Origin of the sequence: Candidatus Phyllobacterium onerii (genome assembly GCF_028331445.1) — a bacterium.
GTDB classification, from domain to species: domain Bacteria; phylum Pseudomonadota; class Alphaproteobacteria; order Rhizobiales; family Rhizobiaceae; genus Phyllobacterium; species Phyllobacterium onerii.
The window spans coordinates 46,642-64,277 of sequence record NZ_JAQMHX010000012.1 but is presented as its reverse complement, the minus strand read 5'-3'; the positions used below and the strand labels follow the sequence as shown (position 1 = coordinate 64,277).

Sequence of the window (17,636 nt, the reverse complement as noted above, 5' to 3'; positions counted from 1 at the left end):
ACGTAAATGGCTGATTTCTTTGAAACCTTGGTGAGCGCGCGGGGGTTCGAACCCCGGACCTACTGATTAAAAGTCAGTTGCTCTACCGGCTGAGCTACGCGCTCCCAAACGAAGCCAGCTCGGTGGCCTCGGGAAGTGCGGCGGAACATAGGTGCGACTTGCCAATCGGTCAACAACTAATGTGCAAGGTTTTCGCAACAAAAAGCCTTGTTTTCAGCTGTTCTTGTAATTTTTGGCCGAAAGCACCCCCAGCTGGACAGAAAAGAATATAAACGGGATAGGCTTTGCTGCCAAACTGGCGAAAAGGTGATTGGAATTTCAAGGAGATTCGGCTTAATCCACCGCGACAAGTAAAATGCCAGTGAAGGAGCGCGGATGGCGCTTGATGTTTCATACCTGACTGCTGCCGGCGCCGGCGCTCTGTCTTTCCTTTCTCCTTGCGTCCTGCCACTCGTCCCGCCCTATCTCTGTTATATGGCCGGTGTGACGGTTGAGGATTTCCGCTCTGATAAAGCAGCGGCGCGAATCTCGCCGGTCCGGCAGGCGCTACTTCTGTCATCCTTCTGTTTTGTTCTCGGCTTTTCGACCGTTTTTGTACTGCTCGGTGCTGGCGCATCGACCATCGGCGGCTTCCTGCGCATGTGGCAACAGGAAATCGCCATCGCCGCAGGCATCGTCATCATTCTCATGGGGTTGAATTTTCTCGGCGTATTCCGCCTTGCATTTCTCTCGCGGGAGGCAAGGTTCCAGACCCAGGGAGCGCCCGCCAACCCGTTCGCTGCCTATGTCATGGGGCTGGCCTTTGCATTCGGATGGACGCCATGCATCGGGCCGGTACTCGGCCCCATACTGGCGCTGGCCGGAGCCCGTGACACCGTTGCCGACGGTGCGCTGCTCCTCGCAGTCTATTCGCTCGGCCTCGGCATTCCCTTCATCGTCGCCGCGTTGTTTTCCGGGATGTTCATGCGCTTTCTAGCGCGATTCCGCATGCATCTTGGCAAGGTGGAAAAGCTGATGGGCGGCCTGCTGGTACTGACCGGTATCCTGTTTCTGACAGGCGGCTTGCAGACATTCTCGTTCTGGCTTCTCGAAACATTTCCCATCCTCGGTCAACTCGGCTAAACAGACGGAAGTTTCCATGTTGGAAACCAATAGCGTGTCATGATTAGCCACGATATTGCCTTTAGCCAAATTGATCTGGAAGTCCGACATGACATCACGTTCCTGCCTCACGGTTATTCTCGCTGCCGGTGAGGGCACGCGCATGAAATCCTCCCTGCCGAAAGTACTCCACAACATTGCGGGTCTCCCCATCGTCGCCCACGTCGCCAAGGCCGTGCATGGCGCGGGTGTCCGCGACATCGCGCTGGTTGTGGGCAAGGGCGGCGATCAGGTCGAGGCAGCAGTCCGTTCGATCGTTTCCAACGTGACAGTGCATGGACAGACAGAACGGCTTGGAACTGCCCACGCCGTGCTGGCAGCTCGCGAAAGCATTGCACGCGGGTATGACGATATCCTCGTTGTGTTTGGCGATACGCCGCTGATCGAAACCGCCGCTCTCGATCAGGCGCGCGCCAAGCTCGCAGACGGTGCGGATGTCGTGGTCATGGGGTTTAGGCCGGCAGTGCCGAATGGTTATGGCCGCCTGATCGAGCAAGACGGCCGTTTGATCGCGATCCGCGAAGAGAAGGACGCCAGTGAGGCCGAGAAGAAAATCGGCTTCTGCAATGGCGGGCTGATGGCGCTGCGCGGACAAAGCGCGCTTGCGTTACTGGACAAGATCACCAACGACAATGCCAACAGTGAATTCTATCTCACCGATGTCGTGGAGATCGCCAACGCGGAAGGAAAATCCGTCGTTGCCATCGAGATTTCCCCCGACAATGTGATCGGCATCAATACGCGCGTTGAACTCGCGGAGGCTGAGGCAGTCTGGCAGACGCGCAAGCGCCGCGACATGATGCTGGCGGGTGTCACCATGCAGGCGCCGGAAACTGTTTTCTTCGCGCATGATACATTGGTGGAAGCAGATGCGATCCTCGAACCGAATATCATTTTTGGCCCCGGCGTTTCGATCGCGAGCGGAGCCGTGATCCATGCCTTCTCCTATTTTGAAGGCGCGAAGATTGGCGCAAACGCCAATGTAGGACCTTTTGCCCGGCTTCGTCCCGGTGCGGATCTGGCAGCAAAATCCAAGGTCGGGAACTTCGTTGAGGTCAAGAACGCGAAGGTCGGGGTCGGCGCGAAGGTGAACCACCTGACCTATATCGGTGACGCGATCGTGGGTCCGGCGGCGAATATCGGTGCCGGTGCCATTACCTGCAACTATGACGGCTATAACAAGCATTTGACCGAGATCGGCGCCAACGTATTCATCGGCTCGAATAGTTCGCTGGTGGCACCGGTTTCCATTGGTGACAATGCTTATGTCGCCTCCGGTAGTGTGATCACAGCCAATGTACCGGCGGACGCGCTTGCATTCGGCAGGGCGCGGCAGGAGGTAAAAGAGGGGCGAGCGGTGCAATTGCGGGCACGCTATGCGGCGCAGAAATTAGCCAAGAAGGCTGACTAGGCACGCCTTTTGTTCGTGTGGGATTCTGACACAGAAAGTGTTTTTCTGTAGCGATGAATCTGAGTTGGCCAGAGCTGGAAACTATTCGGGGTATTGGAGTCGTTTATGTGCGGGATCGTTGGAATTATCGGGCGTGAGCAGGTCGCGCCGCTGCTTGTGGATGCACTGAAGCGGCTGGAATACCGCGGTTATGACTCAGCGGGCGTCGCGACGCTCGATTTTGGTGTGCTCGATCGCCGACGGGCCGAGGGCAAGCTTGGCAATCTCGACAAACTGCTGAAGGAAAATCCACTCGGCGGCACTATAGGTCTCGGTCACACACGTTGGGCGACGCACGGGGCGCCGACGGTCCGCAATGCACACCCGCATACGACGCCTCGGCTTGCGGTGATCCACAATGGCATCATCGAGAATTTTGCCGAACTGCGCGCAATGCTCGAAAAAGATGGATACGTCTTCGAGACGGAAACCGATACGGAGACGGTCGCGCATCTGGTAACGCGCGCTCTCGATCGCGGCTTTGCACCGGTCGAGGCAGTTCGCCAGACGTTGCCGCAATTGCGTGGCGCTTTTGCCATCGCGATCATGTTCAAGGGCGAAGACAATCTGCTGATCGCCGCCCGCAATGGTCCGCCTCTCGCAGTCGGCTATGGCGAAGGCGAGATGTATCTGGGCTCCGATGCGATCGCTCTCGCTCCGTTCACGGATAATCTGTCGTATCTCGAAGATGGGGATTGGGCGGTGCTGACCCGCGACGGCGTCATCATCTATGACGAAAGCGGCGACGTTGTAGACCGCCCCGTGCAGAAATCGGCGGGCACCGCGTTTCTGGTGAGCAAGGGCAACCACCGGCATTTCATGGAGAAGGAAATCCATGAACAGCCGGAAGTCATCTCGCACACGCTGGCAAATTATCTCGATTTCTCGAAGGGCACGATACGGCCTGGTGCGGCGCCGGTCGATTTCGCCAAGGTAGACCGCATCGCCGCTTCCGCCTGCGGTACGGCCTATTATGCCGGGCTGGTCGGAAAGTACTGGTTCGAGCACATTGCCCGGCTTCCGGTCGATATCGATGTGGCATCCGAATTTCGCTATCGCGAAATGCCGCTTTCCAAAAATAGCCTTGCGCTCTTTGTCTCGCAATCTGGTGAAACCGCGGATACGCTGGCTTCCTTGCGCTATTGCAAGCAGCAGGGTCTCACGATCGGAACCATCGTCAACGTCAAGGAATCGACGATGGCGCGCGAGTCCAATACTGTATTTCCAACGCTCGCAGGTCCGGAAGTCGGTGTTGCCTCGACCAAGGCTTTCACCTGCCAACTATCCGTTCTGGCATCGCTGGCTGTGGCTGCCGGCAAGATGCGCGGTACCATCAGCGACGAAGAAGAGCGCCAGCTTGTGCGCGAACTATCCGAAATTCCGCGCTATGCAACGCAAGCGCTGAAACTCGAAGCTCAGATCGAGGCTATCAGCCGCGAACTCAGCCAGGTCAAGCATGCACTTTATCTGGGACGGGGCACGAGTTATCCGCTCGCGCTTGAGGGCGCACTGAAACTCAAGGAAATTTCCTATATTCACGCCGAGGGTTATGCGGCCGGCGAGTTGAAGCATGGGCCAATCGCATTGATTGACGAATCCATGCCGGTCATCGTCATTGCTCCGCATGACCGCTGGTTCGAAAAAACCATATCGAATATGCAGGAAGCGGCGGCGCGTGGCGGCAAGATTATACTCATCACCGATGAGAAAGGCGCAGCGGCCAGCACGTTGAAGACGTGGCATACGATCCTCCTGCCGGAGATGCCGGAAGTCATTACACCAATCGTTTACACGCTGCCGATCCAGATGCTGGCCTATCACACAGCAGTTTTCATGGGCACGGACGTCGATCAGCCCCGCAATCTGGCAAAGTCCGTGACTGTGGAATAACTGGCCCCATCGGGTTATAAGGGCAGCGACAACAGTCACCTCGAGAATTGCCATGCCCAAGATTGACACTGCCGCTGTCCCGAAACACAGAGGTTCGGGCTATCCGACACCATTTGATGTACCCTGCGCCGATCGCATCCGGCAGCGCCTTGGTAATTTCGGTAGACTCACTGATTTCGGTGTCAATCTCATGCACTTGCCGCCGGACAATTGGTCGAGCCAGCGCCACTGGCATTCGGCCGAAGACGAATTCGTCTATGTGCTCGAAGGCGAGTTGGTGCTGATCGAGGATGACGGCGAGACGCTGCTTCGAGCCGGCGATTGTGCGGCCTTTCCAATAGACTCCGGCAATGGTCATCACATGATCAACAAGTCGGGTGCGATGGCTGTTTATCTCGAGGTAGGGACGCGCTCGCCCTCTGACATTACCACCTGCTCCGACATCGACATGATGAGTTCCAATGCCGACGGCAGGTTCGTGCACAAGGATGGCAGGCCCTATCCCGGTACCTAGAGCAAGTTTTGCCTATTCAGAGCCGTTCTGCCGGAGGGAATTTGATTCAAGGTCGAGGGATTTGGCGAGGCCGATGTGGTTCTATCGGACGAAGCAAAAACCCGAAGGATTTGAAGCAAATTCACCCGGCCCTTCGGGTTTCCGGCTGGCGGACATCCACTTTGTCAGGCGGCGTCGGACGATGGAAACACATCGACCTCGCCACCTTCCGCGCGGATTCCTCGCCATCCGTGAAACAGAACTGGCTCTAAATAGACAAAATTTGCTCTAACCGGCACGAAGCAGCCGCACAGCTTCGTCACGTTCGAACAGATAAAGCAGGATGCGCAACGCTTCGCCACGCGTGCTCTGCAATTCAGGATCTCGCGTCAAAATATACCGGGCGTCCTTGCGGGCGATTTCCAGAAACTCTTGATGTGCTTCGATGCTCGCGAGCCGGAAACCAGGCGTTCCGGATTGTCGGGTGCCAAGCAACTCGCCTTCACCCCGCAACTTCAGATCCTCTTCGGCGATCCTGAAACCATCCTCAGTTTCTCGCATGATCTTGAGCCGCGCCTGCGCGACTTCGCCAAGTGGCCCCTTGTAGATCAGGAGACAGGTTGAGGGTTTGTCCCCACGCCCGACACGCCCGCGCAACTGGTGCAACTGTGCGAGACCGAAGCGTTCAGCATGTTCGATAACGATGATTGTCGCGTCCGGAACGTCGACGCCAACTTCAATCACTGTGGTTGCCACCAGCAAGCGTGTCTCGCCGCTCTTGAATGCCAGCATGGCGGCATCTTTCTCTGGTCCACTCATGCGGCCATGGACGAGCCCGATCCTGTCACCGAGCAGAGGTTTCAGCGATTCGAAACGTTCTTCGGCCGAAACGAGATCGACCAGTTCGGATTCCTCGACCAGCGGGCAGATCCAATAGATTTTTTGCCCATCGGAGATTGCAGTACGCATGCGATCAACGAGCTCGCTCAACCGTTCCATCGGCAGGATCGCGGTGGTGATCGGGCGGCGGCCAGCAGGTTTTTCCGTCAGTTTCGAAACATCCATATCACCAAACGCAGTCAATACCAGCGTGCGCGGAATGGGTGTTGCGGTCATGACCAGCATGTCGGGCGCGGCACCTTTGGAGGTCAGGAGCAGGCGTTGATGTACACCGAAACGATGCTGCTCATCGACAATAACCAGCACGAGGTCGCGATAACTGACCTTCTCTTGAAAGAGCGCGTGCGTTCCGACAATGATGTGGATGGCGCCAGTCCGCAGGCCCTCTAGGATATCCTCACGCTCGCGGCCTTTCTCGCGTCCGGTGAGAAGCGCGGTATGCAACCCTGCCTTTTCGGCGAGAGGGGCGATTGTGGCGAAATGCTGGCGCGCGAGTACTTCTGTCGGCACCATCAGGGCCGATTGACCGCCAGCCTCGGCGGCATGCGCCATGGCAAGGAGCCCGACGACGGTCTTGCCGGAGCCGACATCGCCTTGCAGCAGGCGCAACATCCGGTCGGGTTCTCGCAAATCGGCGATAATTTCCTTGATCGCCTGGCTCTGACTATTCGTTAGAGAATAGGGCAGGGCTGCGATGATTTTCGCCATGAGATGGCCGTCGCCTTCGAGCTTGCGGCCGGAAAGGCGACGTGTTTTCAAGCGCACCAGTGCCAGCGCCAGCTGACCGGCGAGAAATTCGTCATAGGCAAGCCGCTGCCTGGCGGGATGATCAAGAGCAATGTCGCTCGGATCTAGTGGATTGTGCAGGACCTGCAGTGCGTGGCGATGCGATGGCAGGCCATATTGTTCGAGGACTGGCGGATCGATCCATTCCGGCATATCCGGTGCCTTGGCCAGCGCTTCCTGAATACCGCGTGCCAGCACTTTTGGAGACAGTCCTGCTGTCAGCGGATAAACAGGCTCAACCAGTGGCAGCGATGAAGCATCTTCGATACTGGCAATATGATCTGGATGAACCATCGTCGGACGCCCATTGAACCACTCCATGGTGCCGGACACGATAACCGTTTCGCCAACCGGCATGACTTTTTCGAGCCAGGCCTGTTTTGCATGAAAGAAAGTGAGCCCGATTTCCCCCGTATCGTCATGAGCGAAGACACGATATGGGACATTGCTACGTCCACTGGGCGATGGCTGATGGCGGTCGATGCGCACTTCCAGCGTGACGATTGCGCCTTCCGGGGCGTAGGCAATCCCTGGCCGGTTGCGCCGGTCGATCACGCTGTTCGGCGGGAGGTAGACCAGATTGCCGACGCGTGGCTCGGCGCCCGGCTGCGTGCCCAGTAATGTACCCAGCAGGCCCGACACTTTCGGGCCTATACCGGAAAGCGAACGAACGGAGGCAAAAAGGGGATCAAGCAATGACGGACGCATGCATAACGTTTAGCGCGTTCGATGTGCGTTGCAAGGCTGACAGACGCAACAAGGCAGGCTATACCCAGCCGCATCAATCACGTCAGAACCATTTCATCAATACATAAACGGAGCTAGTTCATGACTGGAAGCAGTCGCACCACTGCCGATCTGCAGCCGAGACAGCGAAAAATCCTGTTTCGCTCCTGGCATCGCGGTATGCGTGAAATGGATTTGATCCTCGGACAGTTTGCCGACGCCCATATCGACACCTTGTCCAATGATGAACTTGACCAATATGAAGCACTGATGGAAGCGCTCGATCGGGACCTGTTGAAGTGGGTCACGGGAGAGGCTGCCGTTCCCGCAGAATTCGATACGCCGATCTTCCAGAAGGTCGTTACATCCCGCCAGAGAATGAAATTCTGAAATCGAAATGACTGCTTTTACCAAACTCGGACTGAAATCTGACGTCAATGGACATGTGGTCATCGACGGTGTCGTCGACGGCTATGAAGCTTTTGCATTGGCGAAAGTGGTGGCTGAAGCCGGGGCAGGTGGTCCTGTGCTATTCATCGCACGTGATGGTAATCGCGTTGCCGATATCGAACAGGTGCTGAATTTCGTCCAGCCGGATTTGCGCGTGCTGCAATTGCCGGCGTGGGACTGCCTCCCTTATGATCGCGTCTCGCCCGGAGCCGATACCTCTGCACGCCGCCTGGCGGCGCTCGCCGGTCTTGCAGTCTTACGCCAGCATAAGCACCCCGGCGTTATTCTGGCTACAGCCAATGCCGTTCTGCAAAAATTGCCGCCGCGCAAAGTTCTCGCAGAGCAGCTTTTCATGGCGAAGCCCGGCAATCGAATCGACATGAATGCGCTGGTACAACGCCTTGAAAGCAATGGATTTGAGCGCGTTCCAACAGTGCGTGATGTTGGCGAATATGCCGTGCGTGGCGGTATTCTCGATCTCTTTGCTCCGGGTGCCGAGGAGCCGCTGCGCCTGGATTTCTTTGGCGACACCTTAGAGACTATCCGTACTTTTGATCCGGCATCGCAGCGAACGTCGAGCCAAAAGAAAGAATTCTCGATGCAGCCGATGAGCGAAATTACGCTCTCGCCTGAGCTCATCAGCCATTTCCGCTCGCAGTATGTGTTGAAATTCGGGGCACCGTCGCGCGATGACGCGCTTTATCAGTCCATCTCGGAGGGGCGGCGCTTTGCCGGCATGGAACATTGGTTGCCACTGTTCTACGACAAACTCGAGACCGTTTTCGACCATGCGGGGCAAATGCCGGTGGTCTTCGATCATCTCGCGCACGAATCCATGGCTGAACGCCACAAGATGGTGCTAGACCACTACGAGGCGCGCAGGAGGCAATCCGATGGCAAAGAGCCGGGCGATACAATCCCTTACAAGCCGGTCGAGCCGGGTTCGCTGTATCTGACACCTGAACAGGTCGAGGCGGCGGCAATGGGCTCAGGGATGCGCATCGATTTCACGCCGTTCGACGCACCATTCGTCACGGGGCGAGCGGTTATCCATGCCGGTGCCCATCGCGGCCGTACATTCGTTGAAGAGAGGACCGCCAAGGACACCAATGTCTTCGATAGCGTTGTAAAGCACATTGCCGATGAGCGTGCGGCAGGCAAGAAGGTGCTGCTTGCTGCATGGAGCGAAGGCACACGCGACCGGCTTGTGCAGGTTCTGAATGAACATGGTCTCGAAAAGATCGAGTTTGTCGATGACCTAAGAACGGTCAAAGCGCTGGCTCGCGACAAAATCACTGCGGGCATCCTGTCGCTTGAAACCGGCTTCGATGCTGGCGAACTCGTCGTCGTTGCGGAGCAGGACATCCTTGGCGACCGGCTGATCCGCCATTCCAAGCGCCGCAAGCGCGACCGGGATTTCATCAGCGAGGTTGCTGCGCTTAATGCCGGCGATATCGTCGTACATGTGGATCACGGCATTGGCCGATTCATTGGCCTGAGGACAATTACGGCAGCCGGCGCACCACATGATTGTCTTGAACTGCACTATGCCGGCGATGACCGGCTGTTCCTCCCAGTAGAAAATATCGAGCTTTTGTCACGGTTTGGCTCGGAAACTTCGACTGCCGTGTTGGACAAGCTCGGTGGCGGGGCCTGGCAAGCCCGCAAGGCAAAGCTGAAGAAACGCCTGCTCGACATTGCTGGTCATCTCATTCGCATTGCCGCCGAACGGCAGATGCGCGGCGCGCCGATCCTGCTGCCACCAGACGGCCTTTATGGCGAGTTCGCAGCGCGATTCCCCTATGATGAGACGGAAGATCAAGACCGCGCCATCGACGCAGTCATCGATGACCTTTCGCTCGGCAAGCCGATGGACCGCCTGATTTGCGGCGATGTTGGCTTCGGCAAGACCGAAGTAGCGCTGCGCGCTGCATTCGTTGCGGCGCTGAATGGCGTCCAGGTCGCCGTTGTGGTGCCAACGACGCTGTTGTCGCGCCAGCACTTCAAGACGTTCACCCAACGTTTTCAGGGTCTGCCTGTCAATGTGGTGCAAGCATCGCGTCTCGTGGGTTCGAAGGAATTGGCTGAAAACAAGAAGGGCATCGCAGAGGGGCAGGTGGATATTGCCGTCGGCACGCATGCGCTGCTCGGAAACGGCATCAAGTTCAAGAATCTCGGCCTGTTGATCATCGACGAAGAGCAGCATTTCGGCGTCAAGCACAAGGAACGGCTGAAAGAACTGAAATCGGATGTGCATGTGCTCACGCTGTCCGCAACGCCGATACCGCGCACGCTGCAACTTGCGTTGACGGGTGTCCGCGAGCTTTCCTTGATTACCACGCCGCCTGTGGATCGCATGGCTGTGCGAACCTTCGTCTCACCGTTTGATGCACTTGTCATCCGCGAAACGCTGCTGCGCGAGCGTTATCGCGGCGGGCAGAGTTTCTATGTCTGCCCGCGCATTTCGGATTTGAGCGACATCAAGGAGTTCCTTGATGCTCAGGTGCCGGAACTGAAAGTTGCGACTGCCCATGGCCAGATGGCGCCTGGTGAGCTCGACGACATCATGAATGCTTTCTATGACGGGCAGTACGACGTGCTGCTGTCGACGACGATCGTTGAATCGGGACTTGATATCCCAACCGCAAATACGCTGATCATCCATCGTGCCGACATGTTTGGCCTGTCGCAATTGTATCAGTTGCGCGGACGCGTCGGGCGATCGAAGCAGCGTGCCTATGCGCTGTTCACGCTGCCAGCCAACAAGCTGCTGACGCAGACGGCAGAACGCCGGCTCAAGGTCTTGCAATCGCTCGATACGCTCGGTGCCGGTTTCCAGCTGGCAAGCCATGACATGGATATCCGCGGTGCAGGCAATCTGCTCGGGGAGGAACAGTCAGGGCATATTCGCGAGGTCGGCTTCGAACTTTATCAACAGATGCTGGAAGAAGCGGTTGCGGAGATCAAGGGTACCGGCGAAGTCGAGGACGGCCATTGGTCGCCGCAGATTGCGATCGGCACCGCCGTCATGATCCCCGAAACCTATGTTCCGGATCTGCAATTGCGTCTCGGCCTCTATCGCCGTCTGGCCGATCTGGAGGAGCTGCAGGACATCGACGGCTTTGGCGCCGAAATGATCGATCGCTTTGGCCCGCTGCCGGAAGAAGTTCAGCACCTGTTGAAGATCGTCTACATCAAGGCGTTGTGCCGCCGTGCCAATGTGGACAAGCTAGATGCGGGTCCCAAGGGCGTTGTGATCCAGTTCCGCAACAAGACGTTCAACAATCCCGCTGCGCTGGTCCAGATGATCGGCGAGCAGGGTTCGATGGCGAAGATTAGGCCGGATCAGAGTATCGTCTTTGTGCGCGACTGGCCTACAGCGGAAAAGCGGCTCAACGGTGCAGCGGTCGTCATGACGCAGCTGGCGAAACTCGCTGAGGCCGCATAGTCAGACAGGACGTGGCTCAAAGCCATCGGCGGCCTGGCGGATGGCATCTGCCAGAGCCTCTGCAGATTGCGCACCCATGACGGCGTATTTCTGGTCGAGGATGAAGCAGGGAACGCCGCGCACGCCGATCTGGTTGGCGGTGTCGATTTCCTGCCTCACACCGAGAGTATCGGCGTCGGTTGGCAACAGGCTTGCAACGATGGCGACATCCATGCCGGCCTCTTGCGCGGCCTCCAGCAATATCTGGTGATCGCCGATGTTTTTTCCCTGTTCGAAATAGTAGGAGAAAAGGATACCAACCATCTCATCCTGAACGTTGGGCGTAGCCTGAGATGCCCAACGAATTAGGCGGTGCGCGTCCAGCGTATTAGGGCTTACTTCGATGGCTTCGAAGTCGAACTCAATGCCGGCTTCCTTGCCGAGCTCGGTCAATTGCTGATGAATCTCGAATATCTTGTCAGAACTGCCGAACTTTTCCTGCATGTAGCGATTGCGATCTTTTCCCTGCGGTGGAATCGTCGGATCGAGTTGAAATGGTCGCCAATTCACAATGACGTCCAGGTCTGGATTGAGCGCGAGCGCGCTTTCCAAACGCTTGCGTCCGAGAAAACACCAGGGGCAAACGACATCCGACACCACGTCGATCGTGAACTTTTTATCGGTCATGGCTATTCCTATCGTTTATCGGACCACCACGTGGACAGCTGGTTACCGACCATGGACGTTTTGTCCGGATGTTGCAGATGCGCCCAGCGGGCAACCCATTGTTCGGGCTGGTAGTAGATCGGGACCATATAATGGCCGGAGATCAGGACTCTGTCGAGGGCACGCACAATGCTGGTAAATTCCTCGTCGCCGCGTGCGGCCAGCATCTTGTCCAATAGCGCGTCGATGACGGGATCGGCTACCCCTGCATAATTGAAGCTGCCTTCAACTTCTTTCGACTGGGCGCCCCAGCGGCTGAATTGCTCATATCCCGGCGAGAGCGAGTTTGAATAAGCACCTAGGACAACGTCGTAATCGAACGTCTGCAGCCGCTTTTGATACTGTGCGTCGTCGACTGTGCGGATGGTGGCCCCGATGCCAAGGCGCTCAAGCGTGCGTTTATAGGCGAGGCCAAGACGCTCTTCGCCAACGGAGCGCGTCAGAATTTCGAATGTGAGCGGCGTTCCATGCGGGTCGAGCATCTGCTCGTTCTCGATCCTGTAGCCCCGGCTGACCAAAATGTCATAAGCGCGCTTCATTTCCTTGCGATCGCGCCCTGTTCCATCCGTTTTCGCAGGCTCATAGGTGCCGTCCATCACTTCCGGCAACACCGCATCCGGATATGGCGCCAGCAGCGTGCGTTCCGTCGCGTCTGCAGGTTTGCCGAGTGCAGACAACTCCGAGCCTTGCCAGTAGCTGCCCAGTCTCTGATAGCGGCCGGCATAGAGGTTGCGGTTCGTCCACTCGAAATCGAACATCAGTGCCAGCGCTTCCCGCACGGCCTTGTCCTGAAAGAAGGGGCGCCGCGTATTGAAGACAAAGCCGAACATGTTGGCAGGCGATCTTGACCGGAACGTCTCCCTGATGACCCGGCCATCCTTGACCGCAGGGAAATCATAGGACGTCGCCCATTTGTTCGGATCGCCTTCCATGAAGACGTCGAACACGCCTTTCTTGAATGCTTCGAACTGCGCCTGATCGTTACGGAAATACTCGACCGTTACCGTATCGAAATTGTTGAACCCGACCCTGCTCGGCAGGTCAGCGCCCCAGTAGTCGGGGTTTCGCTTGAAAACGATACGTTGGCCCGGCTGGACCTTCGAAACGATGTAGGGGCCGCTGCCGACCGGAATGGCCAGGGGCGAAGCGTCGAATTTGTCGATGTCGATCGCATGTTTCGGTAGGACCGGCATGAGCGCCAAGACAAGCGGAAACTCTCTGTTCGCCTGCTCGTTGAACGTGAACCTTACGCCGTGTTCGCCAATTTTTTCGATTTTTGAGATCAGTTTCATGCGGCTGCTAAAGGGCGGTCGCCCCTTTTTGGTCAGAACATCGAACGTGAAAATCACATCATCGGGCGTTACCGGCTGCCCGTCGGACCACTTCGCCTTTGGATTGAGCGTGAATTCGACCCAGGTTCGCTCGTCATTGGTTTCAACCTTTTCAGCGAGCAAACCATACATGGTGAATGGCTCGTCCGCGCTTCGCTGCATCAGCGATTCGTAGACCAGATTGCCAAACTCGGAATCGCCGAACATGCCGCGCGCGGTCGTCCGCATGCTCTTGATCAGGAACGGATTGAGGCTGTCGAATGTGCCGACCACACCATAGGTAATGGAGCCTTCTTTTGGTGCGGCCGGATTGACATAGGGGAAATTCTTGTAGTCCGCGGGCAGGGCGGGTTCGCCGTGCATGGCGATTCCATAGGTTGGTTCTGCAAAAGAAGCGTCCGTTGCTGAACATGCGGCGATCATGAGCGCCAGAATCTGCAAACTTCTCTTCAACATCGTCTCAACCTTGCGCATTTAAAGGCGCGATTTACCCTGATTCGTGTCAAAGACTATCATTTGAAGACGATTCTGCGGCGGAAGACGTGTTATGTGCCATCTGAATTCATAGACCAGCCAAAAGTAGTCTGGATTTGCATCGGCATGCAGTGTAACACGGCGTTCGATAATTGCATCTCGCTCTAGGGTCACTCTGTTGCCGCATTTAGTGACCAAAGCCAGACAAGCAAATACAAGTGATCAAGCCACACTTCGGATAAGTGCGCTGAAAGGAACCAGTTGACCATGTCCACCCGAAAGACTTTCGCTGCAACCGCATCCTTCGCCGGTGCCGTTGCATTACTTGCCGCCGCGGCAGTACCAGCCTCAGCCCAGCAGCAGCAAAGAGCGCCTCAGGGTTGGTTCAAGGTTTGCTCGAAACAGGAAGACAATGATATCTGCAATACGCAGAATATCGTGACGGCCGATAGCGGCCAGCTCCTGACTGCCGTCAATCTCATCGAGATCAAGGGTAAGATCAATCGCAAGATCTTCCAGGTTTCCGTCCCGACCGGCCGTCTGATCGCCCCGGGTGTTGGCCTCCAGATCAACGGCGGCAAGACGCAGAAGGTTGATTACGCCATCTGCTTCCCGGATCGTTGCATCTCCGAAGTTGCCTTGTCCGATGATCTGCTTGCTGCCTTCAAGAAAGGCAATCAGCTGACCATGACTTCGGTCAACTTCCAGAACAAGCCCAATCCGATCAACGTTGCGCTCACAGGTTTCACCCAGGCTTATGAGGGTCCCGGCCTGCAGCAGAACGAGCTTGAACAGCGCCAGAAGACGCTTCAGGACGAAGTCCAGAAGCGTCAGAAGGAGTTCGAGGAGAAGATGAAGGCCGAGCAGGAAAAAGCCAAAACCGGCAATTAATCAATTGGCACTGAGAGCTAAAAAAGGACGCTTCGAGCGTCCTTTTTTATTGAGCCTAAGTCGATGCGCTAGTTCATATGTGGCTTTTTCACGCGATAGACGCCGTTTTCCGGGGTTTCAAACATGTTCCTGATTTGCGGATGCCTCAAGGGCACACCGGTCGTATCGGCAACAAGGTTCTGTTCCGATACATAAGCGACATATTCGCTCTCGGAGTTTTCTGCAAAAAGGTGATAGAAGGGCTGGTCGCGCCGTGGCCTAATATCCTCGGGAATGGATCTATACCATTCTTCCGTGTTGTTGAATTCCGGATCCACGTCGAAGATCACGCCCCGGAACGAGAAGATCCTGTGGCTGACCACCTGGCCGATCTGGAATTTTGCATGGCGTATCTGTGTCATTATCGTCATTCGTAGTAGGTATCTGTTTCTATCAAAGCTCGCGAGCCTAAATGGTTCCTGCGAACACTCTATCCCGCCATAAATTCAAAAAGTCCGTCATGCTCAGTGTCTTCAATCTGGTACTTCCATTCTTTGGACTGATTTTCCTTGGCTTTTTCGTGGCGAAAATCAACCACCAGCCTTTGGAAGCGCTGGGATGGATGAATACGTTCATCGTTTATGTGGCGTTGCCGGCTCTATTTTTCCAGATACTTTCGAAAACGCCCGTGGCGGAACTGACCCAGTGGAACTTTATCGTCGGATGCACTTTGTCAACATTTGCCATTTTCCTGACGATGTTTCTGATCGCCTTCGCGCGGACGCGGAAGATTGATGAAAGCACAATTCAAGGGCTTGCTGCAGCCTATGGCAATATAGGTTACATGGGCCCGGCCTTGGCGATTCTCGCCTTCGGTGCGTCGGCGGCCGTGCCCGTAGCGCTGATATTCTGCTTTGACAACACGCTGCATTTCGTCATGGCGCCGCTGTTGATGGCGCTTTCAGGCAAGGACAAGCGTTCTTCGCGCAACGTCGCTATCGGTATCCTTCGCAAGATATTCGGCCATCCCTTCATTATCGCTACGATCATGGGTGTTGGTGCGGCCATACTCGGTATCGAGCCGCCTGTCGCAATCGATCGCATGATCGATCTCCTTGCCAAGGCGGCAGCGCCTTGCGCGCTCTTCGCCATGGGCGCAACGCTTGCATTACGTCCACTGAGGCGTGTCCCGAAGGAGCTTTATCTCATCGTTCCGATCAAGCTGCTGGTTCAGCCGTTACTGATTTATGGGGTGCTGAACCTTGTCGGGAATTTTCCGCCAGTGTGGATTTACACGGCCATGCTCATGGCGGCATTGCCCACCGCAACCAATGTCTTTGTTATAGCCCAACAATATGGCGTGTGGGTTGAGCGGGCCTCCAGCAGCATTCTGGCGACCACCTTGTTTTCAATCGCGACCCTGACCTTGTGGCTCTATTTCATGGCGCATGGTCTCATTCCCTGACATCAAAAGACGCCGTCAACGTCTTTGTCATCAAGATAATCGCTCACTTGGCGTCTTTCGACGCAGCCGAGCCCTTGCGGCTGTCGATTTTGTGTATATATAGTTGCGAATGATTTGCAATTGCGATTAGGGGTATTCCATGGATCAACTAGGGCAGGCGGTCGACACGCCTAAGGGCTGGCGACACGCAAGGGGCGAGGCGTCACTGTCGGATGTTCATCGTTCGATTGCCGTACGGACGAGCGGGCCGGGTTGGCGCCGTGCAGCGGCTTTCGTCGGTCCGGGCTATCTGGTCGCCGTGGGCTACATGGACCCTGGAAACTGGGCGACATCGCTCGCCGGGGGATCGAAATTCGGTTACACGCTTCTCGTCGTTGCCCTCGTTTCCAATATCATGGCGATTGTCCTGCAGGCTCTTTGCGCGCGACTCGCCATAGGCTCGGGCAGGGATCTGGCGCAGGCATGCCGCGATGCCTTTCCAAAGCCAGTTGCTTATACGCTGTGGTTTCTGGCGGAAATTGCCATCATCGCTACCGATATCGCCGAAGTTATCGGCACGGCCATCGGTCTCAATCTGATTTTCGGTATTCCGCTTGAAATTGGCGTACTCATCACAGCGCTCGATGTATTCCTCATTCTTTATCTTCAGAAGCTTGGCTTCCGCTGGGTCGAGGCGCTCATTATCACACTACTCGGTGTCATAGCTGTTTGTTTCGCGATCCAGATTTTCATGGCGGATCCGGAATGGGGCGCCGTCATCAAGGGTTTCGCACCAACCACAGAAATCGTGACCAATCCGGAGATGCTGTATCTTGCGCTGGGTATTCTCGGGGCGACCGTGATGCCGCATAATCTGTATCTGCATTCCGGTATTGTGCAGACCCGCGATTACGGAAGTACGCTGCCGGAAAAACGTTCTGCACTGAAATACGCAACGATCGATTCCACTTTGGCTCTGATGTTCGCGCTCCTGATCAACGCGTCCATCCTCATTCTTGCTGCGGCAACATTCCACAAGACGGGTCAGACAAACGTCGCGGAGCTCGGCGAGGCGCATTCGCTGCTCGCGCCACTCCTGGGTCTGGCGATTGCACCGACGCTGTTCGGCATTGCTTTGCTCTGCTGCGGGATAAATTCGACCGTAACGGCAACGTTGGCCGGGCAGATCGTCATGGAGGGGTTCCTCCATATCAAGCTCGCGCCGTGGCTGCGGCGGCTGATCACACGCGGCATCGCCATCATTCCGGCGTCGATCGTCACGGTCTGGTATGGCGAAAGCGGCACGGCGAAGCTGCTGGTCCTGACGCAGGTTGTCTTGAGCCTTCAGCTATCGTTCGCCGTATTCCCGCTGGTCATGTTCACGGCAAGCAAGGCAAAGATGGGCGCACTCGTTTCACCGCGCTGGCTCTCGGCATTCGCGATGTTTATAGCCGTTGTCATTGCCCTGCTGAACGTCAAATTGCTGAGCGACTTCGTGCTGGCGTGAT

At 56.4% G+C, this 17,636-nt stretch carries 13 protein-coding genes and 1 tRNA gene; 9 read left to right on the top strand and 5 right to left on the bottom strand.

The features are described 5' to 3' along the window. Positions 1–28 precede the first annotated feature (28 nt). A tRNA-Lys gene (locus tag PHA01_RS22725) sits at positions 29–104 on the bottom strand. A gap of 271 nt (positions 105–375) precedes the next feature. Here PHA01_RS22725 and PHA01_RS22720 point away from each other — a divergent pair. The 4 genes from PHA01_RS22720 to PHA01_RS22705 all read left to right on the top strand — a co-directional run bounded on the left by PHA01_RS22720 (position 376) and on the right by PHA01_RS22705 (position 5,015). Then, the gene (locus PHA01_RS22720; protein ID WP_114430164.1) at positions 376–1,122 is read left to right on the top strand and encodes a cytochrome c biogenesis CcdA family protein; all 747 of its coding nucleotides are present in this window, start codon (positions 376–378) and stop codon (positions 1,120–1,122) included. 88 nt (positions 1,123–1,210) lie between these two features. Next, positions 1,211–2,572 carry a bifunctional UDP-N-acetylglucosamine diphosphorylase/glucosamine-1-phosphate N-acetyltransferase GlmU gene (gene glmU / locus PHA01_RS22715; protein WP_271898606.1) on the top strand — a complete coding sequence of 454 codons (1,362 nt, stop codon included), beginning with the start codon at positions 1,211–1,213 and terminating at the stop codon, positions 2,570–2,572. A 105-nt stretch (positions 2,573–2,677) separates the two neighbouring features. Next, positions 2,678–4,501 carry a glutamine--fructose-6-phosphate transaminase (isomerizing) gene (gene glmS / locus PHA01_RS22710; protein ID WP_271898605.1) on the top strand — a complete coding sequence of 608 codons (1,824 nt, stop codon included), beginning with the start codon at positions 2,678–2,680 and terminating at the stop codon, positions 4,499–4,501. Between the two features lie 52 nt (positions 4,502–4,553). Continuing rightward, positions 4,554–5,015: a cupin domain-containing protein gene (locus PHA01_RS22705; RefSeq protein ID WP_271898604.1), complete on the top strand. Its 462-nt coding sequence runs from the start codon at positions 4,554–4,556 to the stop codon at positions 5,013–5,015. 267 nt (positions 5,016–5,282) lie between these two features. Here PHA01_RS22705 and recG read toward each other — a convergent pair whose 3' ends face one another. Then, a complete protein-coding gene (recG, locus tag PHA01_RS22700) occupies positions 5,283–7,388 on the bottom strand; it encodes an ATP-dependent DNA helicase RecG (RefSeq protein WP_271898603.1) in 2,106 nt (701 codons plus the stop codon). A gap of 120 nt (positions 7,389–7,508) precedes the next feature. Between recG and PHA01_RS22695 the strand changes: the two genes are divergently transcribed. Together PHA01_RS22695 and mfd are read left to right on the top strand one after the other, a co-directional pair. Beyond that, positions 7,509–7,796 carry an FAD assembly factor SdhE gene (locus PHA01_RS22695; RefSeq protein ID WP_271898602.1) on the top strand — a complete coding sequence of 96 codons (288 nt, stop codon included), beginning with the start codon at positions 7,509–7,511 and terminating at the stop codon, positions 7,794–7,796. Between the two features lie 7 nt (positions 7,797–7,803). Continuing rightward, entirely contained in the window at positions 7,804–11,304 is a 3,501-nt protein-coding gene (gene mfd, locus PHA01_RS22690) for a transcription-repair coupling factor (RefSeq protein ID WP_271898601.1), read from the top strand. Here mfd and PHA01_RS22685 read toward each other — a convergent pair whose 3' ends face one another. Both PHA01_RS22685 and PHA01_RS22680 read right to left on the bottom strand, forming a co-directional pair. Continuing rightward, positions 11,305–11,970 carry a DsbA family oxidoreductase gene (locus tag PHA01_RS22685; protein WP_114430158.1) on the bottom strand — a complete coding sequence of 222 codons (666 nt, stop codon included), beginning with the start codon at positions 11,968–11,970 and terminating at the stop codon, positions 11,305–11,307. 8 nt (positions 11,971–11,978) lie between these two features. Then, on the bottom strand, positions 11,979–13,796 hold the full coding sequence (locus PHA01_RS22680; protein WP_417021016.1) for an extracellular solute-binding protein: 1,818 nt from the start codon (positions 13,794–13,796) through the stop codon (positions 11,979–11,981). 285 nt (positions 13,797–14,081) lie between these two features. Between PHA01_RS22680 and PHA01_RS22675 the strand changes: the two genes are divergently transcribed. Next, positions 14,082–14,705 carry an invasion associated locus B family protein gene (locus PHA01_RS22675; protein WP_112527087.1) on the top strand — a complete coding sequence of 208 codons (624 nt, stop codon included), beginning with the start codon at positions 14,082–14,084 and terminating at the stop codon, positions 14,703–14,705. A 68-nt stretch (positions 14,706–14,773) separates the two neighbouring features. Here PHA01_RS22675 and hspQ read toward each other — a convergent pair whose 3' ends face one another. Further along, positions 14,774–15,106: a heat shock protein HspQ gene (gene hspQ / locus PHA01_RS22670; RefSeq protein WP_271898600.1), complete on the bottom strand. Its 333-nt coding sequence runs from the start codon at positions 15,104–15,106 to the stop codon at positions 14,774–14,776. A gap of 98 nt (positions 15,107–15,204) precedes the next feature. Between hspQ and PHA01_RS22665 the strand changes: the two genes are divergently transcribed. Both PHA01_RS22665 and PHA01_RS22660 read left to right on the top strand, forming a co-directional pair. Beyond that, positions 15,205–16,149, top strand: a complete 945-nt coding sequence (locus tag PHA01_RS22665) for an AEC family transporter (protein WP_271898599.1) — start codon at positions 15,205–15,207, stop codon at positions 16,147–16,149. 139 nt (positions 16,150–16,288) lie between these two features. Next, the gene (locus PHA01_RS22660) at positions 16,289–17,635 is read left to right on the top strand and encodes an Nramp family divalent metal transporter (RefSeq protein ID WP_271898598.1); all 1,347 of its coding nucleotides are present in this window, start codon (positions 16,289–16,291) and stop codon (positions 17,633–17,635) included. Position 17,636: the final 1 nt, after the last annotated feature.